We start from the raw sequence: 15,313 nt of genomic DNA on the forward strand, positions 1-15,313 counted from the left end.
CACGACGTTCTGCCGGCCGCCCCCCGACCCGATCCCGATCCCGAAACCGCCGTCCGCCTGCTCAGGGCTGCGCGCGTCGTTGTTGTCGGTGAACGCGTTCCCCGCGACCACGGCCGCCGAGCGCAGGCTGGCGCGCGCGCTGCTGCCTCAGGAGGAGGCGACGGCCGCGCGGTGGGCCGCGGCCTCCATGGAGCTGGGCGCGCTGGTGTGCACCGCGAAGAACGAGACCTGTCACCGCTGCCCGATCGCCGCGAGCTGCGCGTGGCGCCTCGCGGGCAAGCCCGAGCACGAGGGGCCGCCGCGCAAGGGGCAGACGTACGCCGGGACGGACCGCCAGGTGCGCGGCAAGCTGCTCGCCGTCCTGCGCGAGGCGCACACGCCCGTGCCGCAGTCCGCGCTCGACCGGGTGTGGCACGAACCGGTGCAGCGCGCGCGTGCGCTGGACGGCCTGGTCTCCGACGGCCTGGTGGAGCCGCTGGCGGGCGGCCTCTACCGCCTGCCGCACAGCTGAACCACTCGATCTGATTCACGGTCACCTCACAGCCGAAGGCCGTCTGTCACGACGAAACCTTCGGCTGTGTCACATCCATCGCCATCTCAAATCGGTACATAGACATACCAAAAGGCCTGTTTCTCGTATCCGATCCATCCGTTGTTACACAACCGACGGACAGCCGCGCGCTCGCCGCAGGCTGCTTCGCACAGTGCCGTGACAACAGCTCCGTAGCTTCTCTTCCATGCCCCGGCGACGCGCCGGAGCGACAGACCACAAACGGGGAACACCGGCACGTAAGTCGGCCGGAACGGGGATCGGAGGCGGTTGGACATGGCGCACAGCGAGGTGCTCGGTTTCGAGGAGTACGTCCGCACGCGACAGGACGCGCTGCTGCGCAGTGCCCGCCGGCTCGTCCCGGACCCCGTGGACGCGCAGGACCTCCTCCAGACGGCGCTGGCGCGCACGTACGGGCGCTGGGAGGGCATCGCGGACAAGCGCCTCGCGGACGCCTACCTGCGCCGGGTCATGATCAACACCCGTACGGAGTGGTGGCGGGCCCGCAAGCTGGAGGAGGTGCCCACCGAGCAGCTCCCGGACGCCTCGGTCGAGGACGCCACCGAACAGCACGCGGACCGCGCCCTGTTGATGGACGCCATGAAGGTGCTCGCTCCGAAGCAGCGCAGTGTCGTGGTCCTGCGACACTGGGAACAGATGTCCACGGAGGAGACGGCCGCGGCCCTCGGCATGTCGGCCGGAACGGTCAAGAGCACGCTGCACCGGGCGCTCGCCCGGCTCCGCGAGGAGCTGGAGGCCCGCGATCTGGACGCACGCGCGCTGGAGCGTGAGGAGCGGGAGCGTTGCGTGGCGGCCTGACCGAGCCGGAGCCTTCTTCGGCCCAGGGGACTTTCGGGGCGGCGATCACGGGTGTGTGCGTGCTCGCCGTCCTCGCCCTGTGCGCGTCCGCCTGCGGCGCGGGCGGCACCGGCGCGCGTGACGAGGGGCCGGCCCACGCGGAGGTCGCCCTCGGCGGGACACCCTCCGCCCAGAGCCAGGACGCGAGCCGGAGCAAGGAGAAGGGCAGCGGCAAGGAGGAGCGCCGCAGCGAGTTCTCCGCTCCGCAGGACCCGAGGAGCGTCGACGCGGTCAGCCTCGTGAAGGCCGACCCCGCGGTCGCCGCCGAGGTCAAGCGCGACCTGAAGCCGTGCGTCGCCGACCAGTACCCGGTCGACGTGGAGTACGGCAACCTCACCGGCGGCGCCGCGACCGACATCGTGGTCAACGTGCTGACGTGCGCCGACGCGGTCGGCGTCGGGTCGTACGTCTACCAGGAGCGCGACGGGCGCTACCAGAACGTCTTCAAGGCCGAGGAACCCCCGGTCTACGCCGAGATAGACCGTGGCTATCTCGTGGTGACGAACCAGGTCTACGCCAAGGACGACGCGGTCTCCGACCCCTCGGGGGAGACCGTGAGCACCTACGCCTGGGACTCCGGCGCGTTCACGAAGAAGACCAGCACGCACACGGAGTACGGGAACACGGACACGGATGCCAGGCCGGCGCCGGACCCGGGTTGAGGCGACGGGGCCCACCCGAAGGACGCGGGCCGATGGCCGGTCGGCGCCGCGGCAAGCGCCGACCGGCCATCCTTTCCGACCTTTCGGCGTCTTGACGACGCCCCGCTGAGCTGCGGAAATCAAGGTCGTCGAAAAAATCTCCGGCAGCGTGAACCGATCGGGCCGCTCGGACCGATGTACGAGTGAAAGCACCGGTGAACGGACCGGACCCGCGGAGCGTCCCCTTTGACGGAAGGCCCCGCGCCCAGCACCGTTCGACCGACAAGTGACCCCCACGAGGACTGAGAGCACCCGGATGGCAGACCAGACACACGTGCTGTTCGTCGAGGACGACGACGTCATCCGCGAGGCCACCCAGCTAGCCCTGGAGCGGGACGGCTTCGCGGTCACCGCCATGCCCGACGGCCTGTCGGGTCTCGACGCGTTCCGGGCGAACCGCCCCGACATCGCCCTGCTGGACGTGATGGTGCCCGGCCTGGACGGCGTGAGCCTGTGCCGGCGCATCCGTGACGAGTCGACCGTCCCGGTGATCATGCTCTCCGCGCGGGCCGACTCCATCGACGTCGTCCTCGGCCTGGAGGCCGGCGCGGACGACTACGTGACCAAACCCTTCGACGGCGCCGTCCTGGTCGCCCGCATCCGCGCGGTCCTGCGCCGCTTCGGGCACGCGGGCGGGGGTGACCGCTCCGAGCCGGACGCCCCCGGCACCGACGGCACGCTGACCTTCGGCGACCTGGAGATCGACACGGAGGGCATGGAGGTCAGAAAAGCGGGCAACCCCGTCGCGCTCACCCCCACGGAGATGCGCCTGCTCCTGGAGTTCTCCTCGGCCCCGGGTACGGTCCTCTCACGCGACAAGCTCCTGGAACGCGTCTGGGACTACGGCTGGGGCGGGGACACCCGCGTCGTGGACGTCCATGTGCAGCGGCTGCGGACCAAGATCGGCCAGGACCGGATCGAGACGGTCCGGGGCTTCGGCTACAAGCTGAAGGCATGAGCGGGGTGGGGGTGTGGGGATGATCGGGAAACAGATGTCGGCGCTCTGGGAGCGCGCGGACATCCGTACGGGCCTTCGGTGGAAGCTGAGCGCGGCGATCGCCCTGGTCGGCGCGCTGATCGCGATCGTGCTGAGCCTGGTCGTGCACAACGCCGCGCGGGTGTCCATGCTGGACAATGCCCGTGACCTGGCGGACGAGCGGGTCAAGATCGCCCAGCGCAACTTCGAGCTGTCGGGCCGCCCGAACTTCCCCGGCGTCAGGATCGACGACCCCGGGCTGCCCCGGGAACTGCGCGACAAGGTCGAGGAGGGGGAGGGCCGCAGGGCGACGTTCGTCGCGGACCGCAGGGGCGGCCCGCCGGACATCTGGGCGGCCGTACCGGTGAAGGGCGGCCGGGTCCTCTCCCTGCACACGGGTTTCACGGACCGCAGCACCGACATCCTCAAGGACCTCGACCAGGCCCTGATCATCGGCTCCATAGCGGTCGTCGTCGGCGGCAGCGCGCTCGGCGTCCTCATCGGCGGCCAGCTCTCGCGCCGGCTGCGCAAGGCGGCGGCAGCGGCGAACCAGGTGGCCAAGGGCGAGACGGACGTCCGGGTGAGGGACGCGATCGGCGGAGTCGTCCGGGACGAGACGGACGACCTCGCGAGCGCGGTCGACGCCATGGCGGACGCGCTCCAGCAGCGGCTGGAGGCGGAGCGCCGGGTGACCGCGGACATCGCGCACGAGCTGCGGACGCCGGTGACGGGTCTGCTGACGGCGGCGGAACTGCTGCCGCCCGGCCGGCCGACGGAGCTGGTGCTGGACCGCGCGAAGGCGATGCGGACGCTGGTGGAGGACGTCCTGGAAGTGGCCCGGCTGGACGGCGCCTCCGAGCGGGCGGAACTCCAGGACATCATGCTGGGCGAGTTCGTCACCCGCCGGGTGGCCGCGAAGGACCCGGCCGTCGAGGTCCGCGTCGTCCACGAATCGGTGGTCACCACCGACCCCCGCCGCCTGGAACGCGTCCTGTTCAACCTCCTCGCCAACGCCGCGCGGCACGGCAAGCCGCCGATCGAGGTCACGGTCGAAGGCCGCGTCATCCGCGTCCGCGACCACGGCCCCGGGTTCCCCGAGTCCCTCCTCGCCGACGGCCCGAGCCGCTTCCGCACCGGCAGCTCCGACCGCTCCGGCCACGGCCACGGCCTCGGCCTCACCATCGCCGCCGGCCAGTCCCGCGTCCTCGGCGCCCGCCTCACCTTCCGCAACGTCCGCCCCCCGTCCGCCCCCGCCCACATCCCCTCCGAAGGCGCGGTCGCCGTCCTCTGGCTCCCCGAACACGCCCCGACGAACACAGGAAGCTATCCGCTGATGCCATGAGGGGCCGAACACCGGACGCAGGAACCAGGGCCGGTGAGCCGTGCCCCCGCCCACCGACCAACGAACAGCACCCGGCGAGAGCCGTTCGGCAGGCGGCAGGCGGGACTATCCGGCCCCGGCGGGTACCGCTCGGCACGCGGCGGACGCCGCCCCTCAGACGACAGACAGCAGACGGACCTAGGGGCGCGGGGAACTGCGCGACCAGCCACAACGGACCCGCACCCGACACACCCCCACCCCTCCCCACACGAAAAAGAGCCCCCCGGCGGCGGACACCACCCGGAGGACCCTCTTTCAGAACCGGCGCCAACAGGCCCCGCTCACACCTCAGCCATAGGCGCCGGCGTCTTCGGCGTCCCCTCCGCCGCCTGCGGCCCAGCCCCCTTCAGCGGAACCTCCTTGACGAAGACGGCCGCGAAGAGCGCCACGAAGGCGATCACGGAACCGAGGAGGAACGCGGAGTGGCTCCCGGCGGAGACGGCGTACTGGTACGCCTCCCGCGCGGCGGCCGGCAGCTTCGCGAGGCTCGCGGCGTCCAGCTGGGCGGACGCCTCGGTCACCTTCGACCCCAGCGCCCCGGCCCGCTCGGCCATGACGTCCTGGACCCGGTGGTTGAACAGCGCCCCCATGATGGCGACACCGAAGGAGGACCCGAGCGTCCGGAAGAGGGTCGCGGAGGAGGACGCGACGCCCATGTCCTTCATCTCGACACTGTTCTGGGCGACGAGCATGGTGATCTGCATCAGACACCCCATGCCGAGCCCGACGACGGCCATGAAGACCCCAGAGGTGAACCGCGAGGTCCCCGTGCCCATCGTGGACAGCAGGTACAGCCCGACGATCATCAGCACACTGCCGACGACCGGGAACACCTTGTAGCGCCCGGTGCTGGTGGTGATCCGCCCGGCGATCATCGAGGTCACCAGCATCGCACCCAGCATCGGCAGCAGCAGCAGCCCGGAGTTGGTCGCGGAAGCCCCCTGCACGGACTGCTGGTACAGCGGCAGGAACAGCGTCGCCCCGAACATGACGAACCCGGTGACGAACCCGATGACCGACATCAGGGTGAAGTTGCGGCTCCGGAAGATGTGCAGCGGAAGAATCGGCTCGGCCGCCTTCTTCTGCCAGAACACGAACCCGACCAGCGCCGCGACCCCGATCCCGGTCAGCTCCATGATCCGCGCCGACGTCCACGCGTACTCCGTACCGCCCCACGTCGTGACGAGGACGATGGAGGTGATGCCGACGGTCAGCAGCGCGGCGCCGAGATAGTCGATCCGCGCCTGCGACCGCTTCTTCGGCAGGTGCAGGACGACGCTGATGAGCCCGAGCGCGACGACGCCCAGCGGCAGGTTGATGTAGAAGGCCCAGCGCCAGCCCCAGTGGTCGGTGATGGTGCCGCCGACGAGGGGCCCGCCGATCATCGCGAGCGCCATGATGCCCGCCATCATGCCCTGGTACTTGCCCCGCTCCCGGGGCGGCACCAGATCCCCGATGATCGCCATCACGCCGACCATCAGACCGCCGGCGCCGAGCCCCTGAACGGCCCGGAATCCGATCAGCTGCCCCATGTCCTGGGCCATACCGCTCAGCGCGGAGCCGATCAGGAAGATGACGATCGAGGTCATGAACGTGGCCTTGCGGCCGTACATGTCGCCGAGCTTGCCCCAGATCGGGGTCGACGCGGCCGTCGCGAGGGTGTACGCCGTCACCACCCACGAGAGGTGTTCGAGACCGCCCAGATCACCGACGATCGTCGGCATGGCCGTGCCCACGATCATGTTGTCGAGCATGGCCAGCATCATCGTGATCATCAACGCCAGCAGGACGACGCGCACGCTCCGAGGCTGCTTGCCCTCCGGCGCCTCCGCCACCGAAGAAGCCTCTGTCACCGAAGAAGCCTCTGTCACCGAAGAAGCCTCCGGCACCTCCGTCCGCTCCGTGCCGTCCCCGTTCACCGGGGTGACACTCTGTGTGTCCGCCATGGTTACCACTCCCCCAGGCCGGCTACTTACTTGCCGACCGGCTAGTTCTGTACACTGGGGAAGGTAGACCCGTAACTAGCCGGGCGTCAAGTAAGTTTTCTCCCAAGGCAACCATCGAGGGCGACCATCGGCTGGCGGGTTTCCGAAGTGGCTCAAGGAGTTGGAAAATGGGCGTCACCATGGACGGCACCAAGCAGCAGCGGCGCGGCAACACCCGCCAGCGCATCCAGGACGTCGCACTCGAACTCTTCGCCGAGCAGGGCTACGAGAAAACGTCGCTCCGCGAGATCGCCGAGCGTCTCGACGTCACCAAAGCGGCCCTCTACTACCACTTCAAGACGAAGGAAGAGATTATCGTCAGCATCTTCGACGATCTGACGAAGCCGATCCAGGAGCTGATCGACTGGGGCGCCGAGCAGCCCCACACCCTGGAGATCAAGCAGGAGATCGTGCGGCGCTACAGCCGCCACCTCGCCGACGCCGCCCCCCTCTTCCGCTTCATGCAGGAGAACCAGGCGACGGTCCGCGAACTCCAGATCGGCGACTCCTTCAAGGACCGCATGCGGGGTATGCGCGACATCCTCACCGACCCCGAGGCCCCCCTCACCGAGCAGGTCCGCAGCGTCAGCGCGCTCTTCACGCTGCACGCCGGCATGTTCCTCCTCCAGGACTTCGAGGGCGCCCCGGAGGCCAAGCGCGAGGCGGTCCTGGAGGTCGCGATCGACCTGGTGACCCAGGCCCACGAGAACGCGAAGCGCTGAGGGCCCCGAGAACACGTCAGACGGTGACGCCCTTGCCCCGGAGGAACACCACCGGGTTCACGGCCGAGCCGTAGTTCGCCGTCGTCCGGATCTCGAAGTGCAGGTGCGGCCCGGTCGAGTTCCCGGTGCTGCCGGACAGCCCGATCCGCTGCCCGGTGGAGACGGCCTGCCCGACCTTGACGTCGATCCGGGACAGGTGCGCGTACTGCGAGTACAGCCCGTTCGCGTGCTTGATCACGATCGCGTTGCCGTACGCGGCCCCGTCACCGGCCCCACCGGGCCCGGCCTTGACGACGGTCCCGCCGTGCGCCGCGACGACGACGGTCCCGGTCGGCACCGCGAAGTCCTGCCCGCTGTGCTTGGCGGACCACAGGTTCCCGGCCTGCGCGAAGCTCGCGGTGAGGGTGTACGACCGCACGGGGTCGACCCAGGAGGGCGCGGACGCGGCGGACGCCACCCCGGCGCCACCCAGTACGGCCGCGGCACCGACGGCGGCGGCGCCGACGGCCACGCGGGTGCGGAGCGAGGACGTACGGGCAGAGCGGGGGAAGACGCGCGGGGACATCGATACCTCGGGAGGTCGGGGACAGAAAAGCCACCCGGCGCGAACCCGGCCGGGTGGACCATCCCTTGGTAACCCGGGCCTCCCCGGAGCCCCAAACGTGTGACGTACGACAAGACCTAGTAGTTCACCGCAAAACCTCATGATCCGGGCAGATGCCCCGCTCGGGACCCTCACTATCCGCCCTAGTAAGTGACGCGCGCCCTATGCGGCACATCACCGGCCCGCCACCTCGCACTGTGACCCCGATCACGATCGCCGCACGGGGTCTGTGACGCGCCTCTCAGTGCCCACTACCGTCCAGTAACCCGCTGGTTCCCCCCAAGCCACTCCCACCCACGAGCATGCCCACGACATGGCAGCGCAAGGACGCGAGAGGACCCCACACATGACCAGAGGCACCTGGACGCGCCGCATCGGCCTCACCGTCGTCGCGGCCACCGCCGTGACGGCCCTCGCCGTCCCGGCCTCCGCCCAGGCCGCTACGGCCACCGGCACCTCCACCGTCGCGGCGGCAGCCGCCGCGGACGTCGACCACGCGGCCTGGCAGCAGGACTGCCAGGCCGTGATGGACCAGGCACTGCCCTACCTGAAGAACCGCATCGCCGCCACGAAGCCCGGCGAGAAGCAGGCGATCGTCCTCGACATCGACAACACCACGCTGGAGACCGACTTCGGCTTCAGCTACCCGCAGCCCGCCAACAAGCCGGTCCTGAACGTCGCCAAGTACGCCCAGGAGCACGGCGTCTTCCTGTTCTTCGTCACCGCCCGGCCGGGCATCATCAAGTCCTTCACCGACTACAACCTCAAGAACGTCGGCTACCAGGTCTCCGGCCTCTACGTCCGAGGCTTCCTCGACCTCTTCAAGGACGTCGCCGCCTACAAGACCGCCCAGCGCGTCGACATCGAGAACAAGGGCTTCACGATCATCGCCAACATCGGCAACAGCGCCACCGACCTGTCGGGCGGCCACGCCGAGAAGACGTTCAAGCTTCCGGACTACGACGGCCAGCTCTCGTAGTATCCGGACAGCCGGAAGGGGGCCGGTGCCCGAAAGCACCGGCCCCCTTCCGTACTGCCGAGGCTTACGCCTCCTTGCTCAGGTTCGGCCCGTCGCCGCCGACCGCCTGCTCGATCGGCGGGACGTCGGGCAGCGCCGACTTCTCCTCGCCGCGGAAGGTGAAGGTGGCGTTGTCGCCCTCGCCCTCCGTGTCGACGACCACGATGTGACCGGGGCGCAGCTCACCGAAGAGGATCTTCTCGGAGAGCGTGTCCTCGATCTCCCGCTGGATGGTCCGGCGCAGCGGCCGGGCGCCCAGGACGGGGTCGTAGCCCTTCTTGGACAGCAGCTCCTTCGCGGACTGGGAGAGCTCGATGCCCATGTCCCGGTCCTTGAGGCGCTCGTCCACCTTGCCGATCATCAGGTCGACGATGGCGAGGATGTCCTCCTGCGTGAGCTGCGGGAAGACGACGACGTCGTCGACGCGGTTGAGGAACTCGGGGCGGAAGTGCTGCTTGAGCTCGTCCGACACCTTGTTCTTCATGCGCTCGTAGTTGGTCTTCGTGTCGCCGGAGGCGGCGAAGCCCAGGTTGAAGCCCTTGGAGATGTCCCGGGTGCCGAGGTTGGTCGTCATGATGATGACCGTGTTCTTGAAGTCCACGACCCGGCCCTGGGAGTCGGTCAGCCGACCGTCCTCCAGGATCTGCAGCAGCGAGTTGAAGATGTCCGGGTGGGCCTTCTCGACCTCGTCGAAGAGGACGACGGAGAACGGCTTGCGGCGCACCTTCTCGGTGAGCTGGCCGCCCTCCTCGTACCCGACGTAGCCGGGGGGCGAGCCGAAGAGCCGCGAGACGGTGTGCTTCTCGCTGAACTCCGACATGTCGAGGGAGATCAGCGCGTCCTCGTCGCCGAAGAGGAACTCGGCGAGCGCCTTGGACAGCTCGGTCTTACCGACACCGGACGGACCGGCGAAGATGAACGAACCACCCGGACGCTTCGGGTCCTTGAGGCCGGCGCGCGTACGGCGGATCGCCTTCGAGAGCGCCTTGACGGCGTCCTTCTGGCCGATGACCCGCCTGTGCAGCTCGTCCTCCATGCGCAGCAGACGCGAGGACTCCTCCTCGGTCAGCTTGAAGACCGGGATGCCGGTGGCGGTCGCGAGGACCTCGGCGATCAGCTCGCCGTCGACCTCGGCGACGACGTCCATGTCGCCGGCCTTCCACTCCTTCTCCCGCTTGGCCTTCGCGGCGAGGAGCTGCTTCTCCTTGTCGCGCAGGGAGGCGGCCTTCTCGAAGTCCTGCGAGTCGATCGCGGACTCCTTGTCGCGGCGGACACCGGCGATCTTCTCGTCGAACTCGCGCAGGTCCGGCGGCGCGGTCATCCGGCGGATGCGCATCCGGGAGCCGGCCTCGTCGATCAGGTCGATCGCCTTGTCCGGGAGGAAGCGGTCCGAGATGTACCGGTCGGCCAGGGTCGCGGCCTGGACCAGCGCCTCGTCCGTGATGGAGACGCGGTGGTGGGCCTCGTACCGGTCGCGCAGACCCTTGAGGATCTCGATGGTGTGCGGCAGCGAGGGCTCGGCGACCTGGATGGGCTGGAAGCGGCGCTCCAGCGCGGCGTCCTTCTCCAGGTGCTTGCGGTACTCGTCGAGCGTGGTGGCGCCGATGGTCTGGAGCTCACCGCGCGCCAGCATCGGCTTGAGGATCGAGGCGGCGTCGATCGCGCCCTCGGCGGCACCCGCACCGACCAGCGTGTGCAGCTCGTCGATGAACAGGATGATGTCGCCGCGGGTGCGGATCTCCTTGAGCACCTTCTTCAGGCGCTCCTCGAAGTCACCGCGGTAGCGGGAGCCGGCGACCAGGGCACCGAGGTCGAGGGTGTAGAGGTGCTTGTCCTTGAGGGTCTCGGGCACCTCGCCCTTGACGATGGCCTGGGCGAGGCCCTCGACGACGGCGGTCTTGCCGACGCCGGGCTCACCGATGAGGACCGGGTTGTTCTTGGTGCGGCGGGACAGCACCTGCATGACCCGCTCGATCTCCTTCTCGCGCCCGATGACCGGGTCGAGCTTGGACTCACGAGCGGCCTGGGTGAGGTTCCGGCCGAACTGGTCGAGGACGAGCGAGGTCGAGGGCGTGCCCTCGGCGGGGCCGCCGGCGGTGGCGGTCTCCTTGCTCTGCTGGTAGCCGGAGAGCAACTGGATGACCTGCTGCCGGACCCGGTTGAGGTCTGCGCCCAGCTTGACGAGGACCTGGGCGGCGACGCCCTCGCCCTCGCGGATCAGGCCGAGCAGGATGTGCTCCGTGCCGATGTAGTTGTGGCCCAGCTGAAGGGCCTCGCGGAGCGACAGCTCCAGGACCTTCTTGGCACGGGGGGTGAAGGGGATGTGCCCGGACGGGGCCTGCTGGCCCTGGCCGATGATCTCCTCCACCTGCTGACGGACCGCCTCAAGCGAAATGCCGAGGCTCTCCAGGGCCTTTGCGGCGACACCCTCACCCTCGTGGATCAGGCCCAGGAGGATGTGCTCGGTGCCGATGTAGTTGTGGTTGAGCATCCGGGCTTCTTCCTGAGCCAGGACGACAACCCGCCGCGCGCGGTCGGTGAACCTCTCGAACATCGTTAATCGCTCCTCAGAGCGGTCAGGCAATGAGGGGACGCTCCCCTCGCTGTCCTTCCGCAGCTTAGTCCCGCAAGCGGGGACCGCTCATTCCAACTGCCGACACCGTCCGGATCACCTCCGCGGGACCGGAGATCTGGCACGATCTCCCGACCCCGAACGCCGACATCTGCTCCAACCTGATGGTGCGAGACGATGTTCCCGCAGGCCAGGCAGTTACCCCGGTCGCCGGTACGCCGATGGCGAACGCGGGACGGCCTTTCCTGCGCGTCGCCCCCTCCCACTAGGGATGTCTTACCCGTCGACACTGACAGTCCATGCCGTACGCACCGGTTCCCTCCGCTACGGGCGAACAACCTTGCGCCGCTCCGCATGGCCCCACACCCCCGTTCCGGCACGCTGTGCGGCCGTCGGCGCACCCAGCGTAACTCTCGGCCTCTTCGCGCGGTTGCACTCGGCATGGCTGGCTCGCACCCCCCACTCGGCCCCACGCCCACCGCCGCCGGCACGGCGCCTTCGGACCCCACCGCCGCCTCCGCCACGGTCCCCTCCCCTCGCCGTCCGCCGCATCCCCGCGGCTCGGTCCGCGGTTGGTACGAGAACGAGCTGGGCTGGGCGACAGTGCCCGGATCACCGGTACGACTTTTCACCGGCCGGCACTTCGACGTCCTGGACGTCCCCGCCGCAGCGGGCCTGGCGGCGCTCGGACGGCTCGCGACGGCGGCGCCGGTCGCGGTGCGCGGGGACCGGATGCGGTTCCTCGTCGCGGCGGGCGGTGCGGAGGAACTGCCGGGAGTCCTGCGGTGGCTGGAGTGGGGCGCGGTGCCGCTGGACCTGACGGCGATCGGCGTGGGCGGGAGCATCACCGCCCCGCTGCCGCCGGGGGCGGTGCGCCGGGGAACCGCACAGGGGGCCGCCCTGTGGCTGCGGCCCCCCGTTCCGGGTCGCGAGGAGTCCTCGCTGCCGACGGTGTCGGCTCCTGGGGGCGACAAAGGCGCCCCCGACCTCGTGCGGCTCGTGGACACACTGGCGACCGAAGTGCACCGTGCCCGCCTGCGGAGCGCGTGCGCTCAGCCGTTGGCCTTCTCGTACTCCTCGCGAATGGTCGCCGGAACACGGCCGCGGTCGTTCACCTCGTAACCGTTCTCCTTCGCCCAGGCGCGGATCTGCGCGGTGTCCTGGTTGCCGCCCGCCGCGGCACGCGCCTTTCCGCGCCCGCCGGAGGCGCGGCCACCGGTGCGCCGGCCGCCCTTCACATAGGCGTCGAGAAGGCCGCGCAGCTTGTCCGCATTGGCCGTCGTGAGATCGATCTCGTAGGTCTTGCCGTCCAGCGCGAACGTCACGGTCTCGTCCGCCTCGCCGCCGTCGAGGTCGTCGACAAGAAGGACCTGAACCTTCTGTGCCACCGGTATTCCTTTCATCGATAACGTGAGGGCTGGGGGTCTGCGGCGTCCGCCGTTTCACCGCCCCTAGTTATATGCACTACGCAGTACGTCGGAAAGCAAACCGCTTTTGCTGGGAAAACACAAACCCCTGGGAGAGACCGGCCCTCCGCCCCGACCGGAAACGTGCGCGTTTCGGACATAGACCCCCTGGGCAAGGTCGATCACAGATGCAGAAGCATCCGAGTGTTGCCCAAGGTGTTCGGTTTCACTCGTTCGAGTCCGAGGAACTCGGCGACGCCCTCGTCATAGGAACGCAGCAGCTCCGCGTAGACATCGGTGTCCACCGGCGTCTCGCCGATCTCCACGAAGCCGTGCTTGCCGAAGAAGTCCACTTCGAAGGTCAGACAGAAAACCCGGCGAACACCGAGCCAACGCGCCGTGTGCAGCAACTTCTCCAGCAACTGATGCCCGACACCGGAGCCCTTCAGGCCCGCCTTGACCGCGAGAGTACGAACTTCCGCGAGGTCTTCCCACATGACGTGCAGTGCGCCGCAGCCGACGACCTCGGCGTTGTCGTCCCGTTCCGCGACCCAGAACTCCTGGATGTCCTCGTAAAGCGTCACCGTCGCTTTGTCGAGAAGGATGCGCCCGCGCGCGTAGTCGTCGAGGAGTCGGCGTACGGCGGGGACGTCGCCCGTACGCGCGCGGCGGACGGTGATGGCGTGGGCGGGGGGCCTGTGCGCTGGCATGAGCCGGACGTTATCGCCCGGCGTCCCCGGGCGCCGCGCCGGGGCTCTGTGCTGGCGTTTCCGGGCCCTGGACGATCCGCACCGCGTCCCGCAGCGCCTCCCGCTGCTCCTCGCTCATCATCCCGAAGAAGGCGACGAGAGCGGCGGCGGGATTGTCGCTCTGGCTCCAGGCGTCGTTCATGAGGGCGGCGGAGTACGCCGCGCGCGTGGAGACCGCCTCATATCGATAGGCCCGGCCTTCCGACTCGCGTCGCACCCAGCCCTTCTGATGGAGATTGTCCAAAACGGTCATCACCGTGGTGTAGGCGATGGACCGTTCCTGCCGAAGGTCTTCGAGCACTTCCCGAACGGTCACCGGGCGGTTCCACTTCCACACCCGCGTCATGACCGCGTCTTCGAGTTCTCCCAATGGGCGAGGCACGCTCAGCACAATAGTGGGAGATCTCCCCATTCACCTGCCGAACCTGAACTTTTCTCCATGAACCGGAACAAATAGGACGCCCGGCTCAGCTCTCGGGACGATCGGAACCGCCCTGCCGGGCCGCCTCCGTCTGCGCGAGCACCGCGTCGACGGCCGCGTCCTCCTTGGCCTTGTTGGCTCCACCCTGGGTCTTCACGATCACGCGGACCAGGGCGATGAAGAGCACCGCCATGACGATGGGGGGCACGAGCGCGGAGACGTAGTCCATGCGTCCAGGGTAGCCACGGAGGGAACGGACATCCGGGCGGGGTCGGGAAGCGGAGGGACCCCTGGCCGGGGCGTCCCGCTCGACGGATCGGCAGATCCCGGGGTGCTATTCCGGAGCTTTTGAAAACTCCGGCCCCCGCTTACCCCTTCCGGGTATCCTCACCGCCCCGGACTCCCCCGAAGTTGTCCTCGGCGGGAATCCGCCCCCGTCACCCGGCGTGCACCGCACGATCCTCTCTGTGTTCTCCGAGTGCCCGACGATCACCCGCGCACTGCGTCCGACCAGGGAATCCACGACCGGCGTGCCCGGGAAATGCAGGCGCCGAGGGACCGGAACCCGTAAATCCGAGGTCCCGAAATCCTGGTGTCCGATGATTCCGAGCCACGAAGAAGCCGGACCGGGGAAACCCTCGACGCCCGAAACGCGGCCCGGTTGCGAACAACAGCCGCGCCGGGCGACTCCGCGCGCGCCGTCCGGCCAATTCCCTCCGCGAACCCCGGCCGCCACGATCAGTGAGCGTTCGATGACAACACCGGCCCACGCTTCTCCCCGAATCCCGGGGAGCCCGGCGAGACGTCTCATTGCCGGGCGCCTTCGCCGCCCCCTATAGGCCGGCTCGAAGGGCACTCGGCGGCTCGGCGAAACGCCCCCATAGACGCTTCGAGGAACGAAACGCGTTCCGTAGGGCGCCCCGATCAGCCGAAAGGAGTATGCGGGGCGCCGCGGGGCGCCCCGCATCCGCGGGACGGGGAATTCCCGGGACCGGTCCGGGCACCCGGCTTCTCCGACGGGGCGCGGAGCCGTACACCGGGATTTCCGCACCCTCACCGGGCCGCGAACGGCCTCATGGGGCCGGCGGGGCGGATGGGCCGGGCGGAACGGAGCCGGGTTCGGCAATGCCGGGCGAGGTGAAGTGGAGCGGGGTGAAGTGGGACGGGGCGGGGAATTCCTCGCCCCGGGGATTCATCCCGCCGCGAGCCGTTCCTCGGGGTCGGCGGGGGGTGGGGGCGGGGTCGGCTTGCGGCGCGGGCCCTCGCGACAGCTGGCAGGACCACTTCGCGGACCTGGACGCAGCCGTGGCGGCTTCGGGGCTGGGTGACGTGCAGTTCGTCGCGCCGTTCATCCCCACGGTGCCAGGAAC

At 69.3% G+C, this 15,313-nt stretch carries 14 protein-coding genes and 2 pseudogenes; 9 read left to right on the forward strand and 7 right to left on the reverse strand.

Annotated features, from left to right (window positions below; all coding sequences use genetic code 11):
* The 5 genes and pseudogenes from ACVNF4_RS21115 to cseC all read left to right on the forward strand — a co-directional run.
* A pseudogene (locus ACVNF4_RS21115) lies at window positions 1-511 on the forward strand (hypothetical protein); the annotation flags it as partial.
* A 315-nt stretch (window positions 512-826) separates the two neighbouring features.
* A complete protein-coding gene (locus tag ACVNF4_RS21120; protein WP_461804418.1) occupies window positions 827-1,369 on the forward strand; it encodes a SigE family RNA polymerase sigma factor in 543 nt (180 codons plus the stop codon).
* Entirely contained in the window at window positions 1,354-2,070 is a 717-nt protein-coding gene (locus ACVNF4_RS21125; RefSeq protein ID WP_461804419.1) for a hypothetical protein, read from the forward strand. Before ACVNF4_RS21120 ends, ACVNF4_RS21125 begins: the two co-directional genes overlap by 16 nt.
* 295 nt (window positions 2,071-2,365) lie before the next feature.
* Window positions 2,366-3,067: a two-component system response regulator CseB gene (gene cseB / locus ACVNF4_RS21130; RefSeq protein ID WP_461804420.1), complete on the forward strand. Its 702-nt coding sequence runs from the start codon at window positions 2,366-2,368 to the stop codon at window positions 3,065-3,067.
* A gap of 19 nt (window positions 3,068-3,086) precedes the next feature.
* Window positions 3,087-4,427 (forward strand): two-component system sensor histidine kinase CseC, encoded by a 1,341-nt coding sequence (gene cseC, locus ACVNF4_RS21135; RefSeq protein ID WP_461804421.1) that lies wholly within the window; start codon window positions 3,087-3,089, stop codon window positions 4,425-4,427.
* A gap of 320 nt (window positions 4,428-4,747) precedes the next feature.
* Here the strand turns inward: cseC and ACVNF4_RS21140 are convergent, their stop codons facing one another.
* Complete coding sequence (locus tag ACVNF4_RS21140; protein WP_461804422.1) at window positions 4,748-6,412, reverse strand: MDR family MFS transporter; 1,665 nt, start codon at window positions 6,410-6,412, stop codon at window positions 4,748-4,750.
* 167 nt (window positions 6,413-6,579) lie between these two features.
* Between ACVNF4_RS21140 and ACVNF4_RS21145 the strand changes: the two genes are divergently transcribed.
* On the forward strand, window positions 6,580-7,173 hold the full coding sequence (locus ACVNF4_RS21145; RefSeq protein WP_461804423.1) for a TetR/AcrR family transcriptional regulator: 594 nt from the start codon (window positions 6,580-6,582) through the stop codon (window positions 7,171-7,173).
* A gap of 16 nt (window positions 7,174-7,189) precedes the next feature.
* Here the strand turns inward: ACVNF4_RS21145 and ACVNF4_RS21150 are convergent, their stop codons facing one another.
* The gene (locus ACVNF4_RS21150) at window positions 7,190-7,738 is read right to left on the reverse strand and encodes a M23 family metallopeptidase (protein WP_461804424.1); all 549 of its coding nucleotides are present in this window, start codon (window positions 7,736-7,738) and stop codon (window positions 7,190-7,192) included.
* A 385-nt stretch (window positions 7,739-8,123) separates the two neighbouring features.
* Between ACVNF4_RS21150 and ACVNF4_RS21155 the strand changes: the two genes are divergently transcribed.
* The gene (locus ACVNF4_RS21155; protein WP_461804425.1) at window positions 8,124-8,756 is read left to right on the forward strand and encodes an HAD family acid phosphatase; all 633 of its coding nucleotides are present in this window, start codon (window positions 8,124-8,126) and stop codon (window positions 8,754-8,756) included.
* Window positions 8,757-8,820: 64 nt separating this feature from the next.
* Here ACVNF4_RS21155 and ACVNF4_RS21160 read toward each other — a convergent pair whose 3' ends face one another.
* Entirely contained in the window at window positions 8,821-11,349 is a 2,529-nt protein-coding gene (locus ACVNF4_RS21160; RefSeq protein ID WP_461804426.1) for an ATP-dependent Clp protease ATP-binding subunit, read from the reverse strand.
* Window positions 11,350-11,808: 459 nt separating this feature from the next.
* On the opposite strand from ACVNF4_RS21160, the gene ACVNF4_RS21165 reads away from it, so the two are divergent.
* Entirely contained in the window at window positions 11,809-12,489 is a 681-nt protein-coding gene (locus ACVNF4_RS21165; protein WP_461804427.1) for an SCO3374 family protein, read from the forward strand.
* Here ACVNF4_RS21165 and ACVNF4_RS21170 read toward each other — a convergent pair.
* From ACVNF4_RS21170 to ACVNF4_RS21185, 4 genes are all read right to left on the reverse strand, one after another.
* The gene (locus ACVNF4_RS21170; RefSeq protein WP_461804428.1) at window positions 12,420-12,755 is read right to left on the reverse strand and encodes a histone-like nucleoid-structuring protein Lsr2; all 336 of its coding nucleotides are present in this window, start codon (window positions 12,753-12,755) and stop codon (window positions 12,420-12,422) included. The genes ACVNF4_RS21165 and ACVNF4_RS21170 overlap by 70 nt on opposite strands.
* Window positions 12,756-12,955: 200 nt before the next feature.
* Window positions 12,956-13,483, reverse strand: a complete 528-nt coding sequence (locus ACVNF4_RS21175) for an amino-acid N-acetyltransferase (RefSeq protein WP_461804429.1) — start codon at window positions 13,481-13,483, stop codon at window positions 12,956-12,958.
* 10 nt (window positions 13,484-13,493) lie between these two features.
* The gene (locus tag ACVNF4_RS21180; protein ID WP_461804430.1) at window positions 13,494-13,868 is read right to left on the reverse strand and encodes a BlaI/MecI/CopY family transcriptional regulator; all 375 of its coding nucleotides are present in this window, start codon (window positions 13,866-13,868) and stop codon (window positions 13,494-13,496) included.
* Window positions 13,869-13,989: 121 nt separating this feature from the next.
* Window positions 13,990-14,172 (reverse strand): hypothetical protein, encoded by a 183-nt coding sequence (locus ACVNF4_RS21185; RefSeq protein ID WP_461804431.1) that lies wholly within the window; start codon window positions 14,170-14,172, stop codon window positions 13,990-13,992.
* A gap of 896 nt (window positions 14,173-15,068) precedes the next feature.
* On the opposite strand from ACVNF4_RS21185, the pseudogene ACVNF4_RS21190 reads away from it, so the two are divergent.
* A pseudogene (locus ACVNF4_RS21190) lies at window positions 15,069-15,313 on the forward strand (hypothetical protein); the annotation flags it as partial.

This window comes from Streptomyces sp. S6 (assembly GCF_054880855.1).